The organism is Moraxella bovoculi 237, from assembly GCF_000696305.2.
GTDB lineage: Bacteria > Pseudomonadota > Gammaproteobacteria > Pseudomonadales > Moraxellaceae > Moraxella > Moraxella bovoculi.
This window is the reverse complement of the sequence record NZ_AOMT01000044.1, coordinates 1-3,478: the sequence shown is the minus strand read 5'-3', so window position 1 is coordinate 3,478 and position 3,478 is coordinate 1. Positions and strand designations below refer to the sequence as shown.

3 protein-coding genes are annotated in these 3,478 nt (G+C 38.5%); 1 reads left to right on the top strand and 2 read right to left on the bottom strand.

Features of this window, described 5'->3' with window-relative positions; translation table 11 throughout:
- Window positions 1-342 precede the first annotated feature (342 nt).
- Window positions 343-1,107 (top strand): hypothetical protein, encoded by a 765-nt coding sequence (locus MBO_RS09860; protein WP_036367385.1) that lies wholly within the window; start codon window positions 343-345, stop codon window positions 1,105-1,107.
- A gap of 3 nt (window positions 1,108-1,110) precedes the next feature.
- On the opposite strand, the gene MBO_RS09855 is transcribed toward MBO_RS09860, so the two are convergent.
- Together MBO_RS09855 and MBO_RS09850 are read right to left on the bottom strand one after the other, a co-directional pair.
- Window positions 1,111-2,262 carry a protein rep gene (locus MBO_RS09855; RefSeq protein WP_052585444.1) on the bottom strand — a complete coding sequence of 384 codons (1,152 nt, stop codon included), beginning with the start codon at window positions 2,260-2,262 and terminating at the stop codon, window positions 1,111-1,113.
- A 376-nt stretch (window positions 2,263-2,638) separates the two neighbouring features.
- Entirely contained in the window at window positions 2,639-3,388 is a 750-nt protein-coding gene (locus tag MBO_RS09850; protein ID WP_160169685.1) for a MobA/MobL family protein, read from the bottom strand.
- Window positions 3,389-3,478: the final 90 nt, after the last annotated feature.

The window sequence follows — 3,478 nt, the reverse complement described above, 5'->3', positions numbered from 1 at the left end:
TGTAGCACAGCGAAAATGGGAAAGAAACGTATAACCGTGACTTCTTAATTACAGTCCAGTTTTAAGGGGAATTCAGATAAATTTTAGGTTTATAATTCAGATTTTTTTTTGTTGGTTTTGGAATATTTTACAATTTCTAAAATCTTGTTTTTCAATCTATTCATTAAATACCAACACTCAAATAAATAATAGAATAATAATTAAATACTATAAATTTAAATAAGATAGTTCTTATTTGTTTGTCTTTTCATTTATTCTATTTTCTCAAAATTTTGTTATAATCATAAATCAAATATTAATTATTTGACTTGTTTTTTATTACAGTTTTATCAAAGGTGATGTATGGAATTATCCACAAGAAATGCTAAAGTTTTGGACGAAGTTAAAAACTACGCCCAAAATTTGGCGAATCAAAACGATGAAAAAGCTAAGCTATTTTTAGATTTGCTTTCAAAAGAAAACCCAACAAAATCAGACCATGATTTCGTGAGAGATTATATCGGGGTCTGGCGATTGACCAGCAAAATAGAAAAGAAACAAAGAAAAGAAAAATTAAAAAAAGAAAATCAAGCAGGGCTTGACCGAAAAGCACTCAATGCCGCCAAGTTTGGCTTGGGTGGTTTTATTTTGTCTGAAATGAAAAATGAGACTGACCCGAAATTCAAAGATTTATTCTTGTTGATTGGTATGATGTCGGGGCTGATCGATAGCCAAAACCAAATTAAAATAGGTTTAATTGATAATTCCATCCAAATATCTATACACCCCCAAAACAACGAACTACTAAATATTAAAACAACTGTTTTATATTTTCAGGTGGCTTTAGAGACGGATGATATTACCTATGGGTTTAACGATCTACCAACGATTGTGAGCTGGGCAGGGCAACGCCCAACAATCAAAGATAAATTCACTGGGAATTGGGTAGACGATAATATCCAACTAACCAAGGAGACAGCTAAATGGGTATCTTATGTTGTGTTCAAGTTTTTAGAGCTCCACGGTTATTTGGCTTATGATGCTGTGAATCAAAAATTTATTTTTCATGATGGGTTCGGCTTCAAGCACATAGACCCCAACAAACAAGTAATCAATTATTTTATTTAGGTATCATGTATCGCCTTCGTTGTATCTAGGATCGTAATAATAGCCTTCTTTCGTAGGTCGATAGCGAAATGATATGCGCCTTTTATCGTCGCTGTCAGAGGCGCTTACAGCGTCATCTGATGCGTCTGATTCGCCTACATGCACCATATCATCATCCGACAAAACCCTATCCCTTAACAAATCTTTAAGAATTCCGCCTGACGAAACAAATTTAAGGCCTTTAATTTGGCGGGACAATTCCAAAAACCACTCATGAGATGCTTGAGATCCATCGCCTAGCATATCGGCAGGCTTAACGCTGTACTTGATTAATTCGGCTACCGCCGAACGTATACCATCTTTGCGTTCTTGTGGTGTTAAGTCTGTAAGCTTAACACCTTTTTTTCGCTTAGGTCTTATGCCCCTGACATCAACGACTGGAACATAACCCACCCTTAGACAATCACCCCAAAGTTCCGCCCATCTATTAGAATTTAAGTATTTTTTTGGGTCGGTGAAATAAGATTTGTTGGCGACCAATAAAACATGAAAGTGCGGATGGGCATGGGTGTTAGGTCTTTTCTTATCTCTTGTGATTTCAGTCATCTTAACAAAACCCTTGAACGTCTTTTCGTAGATTTCACGCTCAATAAGCCTTTTCCAAGATTTATTCATTTTGCTAAGTGTTAGGCGTAACTCACTAACAGGGCAATTCTCCACTGTTAACGTCAGAAAAATAAAACTTAGGTTTTCGTAATCAGGATTATTCAGAATGATATCCATAGCCCTGTATGCCCTTGCTTTTTCATAAAGTGATTTTCGCCATTGGCATGTAGGACACATGCGAACATGACAAAAAAAAGCCTCGGATAATTTAAATTTACTCTCAACATCCTTAAAGAGAAGCCAAGGAGAACAATCAGCAGTACGTTCGCCCCATTTTTGGAATTCTGGATGATTGTTATAGATCTCACTGACTCGTTGGGTGGCAGTGCGGTGCTGATCCCATATACTATCATTCGGTGAGACAAGAGATAATGGGATATCTACATCATCGGGCGGATAATTGGCAAAAAGAAAAGAAAAAATATCTTCAGGTATATCGGTTACTTTGTCGCTATCCCTTACGTCTGTAGGGTTCCGTGCTTGATTTTGGGTTTGGTTTTGATGTATCATATAATTAAATCGAATATAACACAACGCTGTTAATATTCGTGAATTAAAAGCGCTGTTTGGGTTTGTTTGGCGACAACCATCATAACACGCTTTTTTTTCGCCCGCAATATATGCGAATATATTTATATTTTATTCTTTTTTCAGTCTCTATCCCTTTATTTATAAGGCTTCAGACAACATAGAACACTAATTTTTTTAATCGACAAAACCCTCTAAGGTATCAAGTAAAGAAAACACCCCCCAAAACCTGCTATTTTTGGGGGGTGTTTGTAATTACAAAATATGTTCAAAATAATCAAATAATAATCTCAAAAGTGAACCAAGTCGGGGGCTTGCGGCTAGCGTTAGGGGGTTCGCGCCGCGCCCCCGACTTGGTTCACATTCCCATCCCGTAACTTTTTGAGGGAGTTGGTGTTGGTGTTGATTCGGGGTCGGGTTTTTTTTCATCTAAATTTTTATTGAGTCTTTGTAGCTCCTTGAAATCCCAAATATCTATATTATTAGGGGGTTCGGCTCCCCTTTCCTGATAATTCCTTAGGTCTACTTTTATCGCAAAGCCATTCATCTCAAGGTGTTTATTGACTGTAAGCTCCCACGCTTGGCGCTCCTCCAATAAATTCGCCTTGAGCTGGGCAGGGGCTAAGCCTGTATCTGCTTTTTGACATCCGCCTTTGTTATGGTTTTTGGCGTTGTATCGCTTGAAGTAGTGTTCTTGTGTGCGCTCTATGCCGTCATTGATGCGCTGATTGTACATCAAATGGGCGTGGGGTTGTTCTTGGCCGTCGCTAGCGATAGGCGAATGTATCGCTAACAGATAGGCATGTTTATCACCTATGCGCTGGTCTATCCAATCCGCCAACAATTCTTTTTGTTGGTCTAGGTTAAGTTCACGAGGCAAAGATAAAATATGCTCTCTATAGGTTTGGCCGTTTTTTCGCTCTTTGGAATCAGCCGTCTCAAAAAATTTAATGGGGTCATCTTTCGCCCAGCTGGGCAAATTGCCGTGGCTGGTGAATTTAATTTCTTTTTGTTTGTGTGCGTATTTTTCAGCGGCTAAAATATATTTGGCATGGGGGCCGCCCTTGCCAATTTTTCCGATTTTTACCGAGATTCTGCCTAGTGCCATATCTACCCTTATCAATAAAATTTGAATCTTTTTTGGGGGGTCAAGGGGGGCGGTGATAACCCCCACCCTTGCACGGTCGTTTCTTGACAT